This is a genomic window from Treponema ruminis, assembly GCF_014201975.1.
Lineage (GTDB): Bacteria > Spirochaetota > Spirochaetia > Treponematales > Treponemataceae > Treponema_D > Treponema_D ruminis.
Genome location: NZ_JACHFQ010000014.1, coordinates 1,798 through 3,335, shown reverse-complemented (window position 1 = coordinate 3,335; position 1,538 = coordinate 1,798). Strand labels below are relative to the sequence as shown.

General features: G+C 57.2%; 1 rRNA gene. It reads right to left on the bottom strand.

Features of this window, described 5'->3' with window-relative positions:
- A 23S ribosomal RNA gene (locus HNP76_RS14285) occupies positions 1–1,513 on the bottom strand; the annotation flags it as partial.
- Positions 1,514–1,538 lie beyond the last annotated feature (25 nt).

Here is a 1,538-nt window from a genome sequence, read left to right as displayed (position 1 = left end):
GATTGCCGCTTGGACCGGGACTACCGTCGCCCGGCCGGATTTCACCTCATGCGTCATTCCGTAGAAACTTATGAAGTATCGGACTCTTTACCGATTTCCCATCGACTACGCGTTTCCGCCTCGCCTTAGGGGCCGACTTACCCCGCGCAGATTGCCTTTACGCGGGAAACCTTAGGTTTTCGGCGGACGGGGATCCCACCCGTCTTTTCGTTACTTATGCCTGCATTCTCTCTTCCGCTTCCTCCAGGACCCCTCGCGGGTATCCCTTCTCCGGCCTGCGGAATGCTCCCCTACCAGTCACGGACTAATCCGTGAATCCGCGGTTTCGGTACCATGCTTAGCCCCGCTACATTGTCTGCGCGCGGATGCTCGACCAGTGAGCTGTTACGCACTCTTTTAAGGAATGGCTGCTTCTGAGCCAACCTCCTGGCTGTCTGTGCATCCGCACCTCATTTCACACTCAGCATGGTTTCGGGACCTTAACCGGCGGTCCGGGCTGTTTCCCTCTTGACTACGAACCTTGTCGCACGCAGTCTCACTCCCAGGGGCTGGCTTGCGGCATTCGGAGTTTGATTGGATTTGGTAGGATTTGACTCCCCCGCATCCATCCAGTGCTCTACCTCCGCAAGCTTTCCCTGAGGCTGTCCCTAAAGGCATTTCGGGGAGAGCCAGCTATCTCCAGGTTTGTTTAGTCTTTCGCTCCGATCCACGGGTCATCACTACCTTTTTTAACAGATTACTGTTCGGCCCTCCACAAGGTCTTACCCCTGCTTCAGCCTGCCCGTGGATAGATCACCTTGGCTTCGGGTCCATGTCATGCAACTCATATCCGCCCTGTTCAGACTCGCTTTCGCTGCGGCTCCGGAACTCCTGTCCCTTAACCTCGCCGCATAACATGACTCGCAGGCTCATTCTACAAAAGGCACGCCACCACCCTCTCGGGCCGTGACATCTTGCCGGTCCATGGTTTCAGGTTCTATTTCACTCCCCTCGCCGGGGTTCTTTTCACCTTTCCCTCACGGTACTCGTTCGCTATCGGTAGCTGTTCAGTATTCAGCCTTGGATCGTGGTCGACCCGGATTCGGACAGGGTTCCTCGTGCCCCGCCCTACTCAGGATACTGCTAGATGGCTTCGGCTTTCGCGTACGCGGCTCTCACGCTCTGTGGCGGGCCTTCCCATGCCCTTCCGCTAGCCTTGGCTCCTTCATGTCGCAGTCCTACAACCCCGCTCGAGGCGGTTTGGGCTCCTCCGCTTTCGCTCGCCGCTACTTACGGAATCTCTGTTGATTTCTCTTCCCGGGTTACTTAGATGGTTCACTTCACCCAGTGTGGCTCCGCACGCCTATTTTATTCAGCGTCCGCGGTGCGGGAATCGCTCCCCGCGGGTTACCCCATTCGGACATCCCCGGATCAATGGTCATGTGCACCTCCCCGGGGCTTCTCGCAGCTTGTCGCGTCCTTCATCGCCTGACAGCTCCACAGGCATCCGCCATGGACCTATGTTTGCCTGGCCATATCCTCCTTCCCGCCTTAAAAAA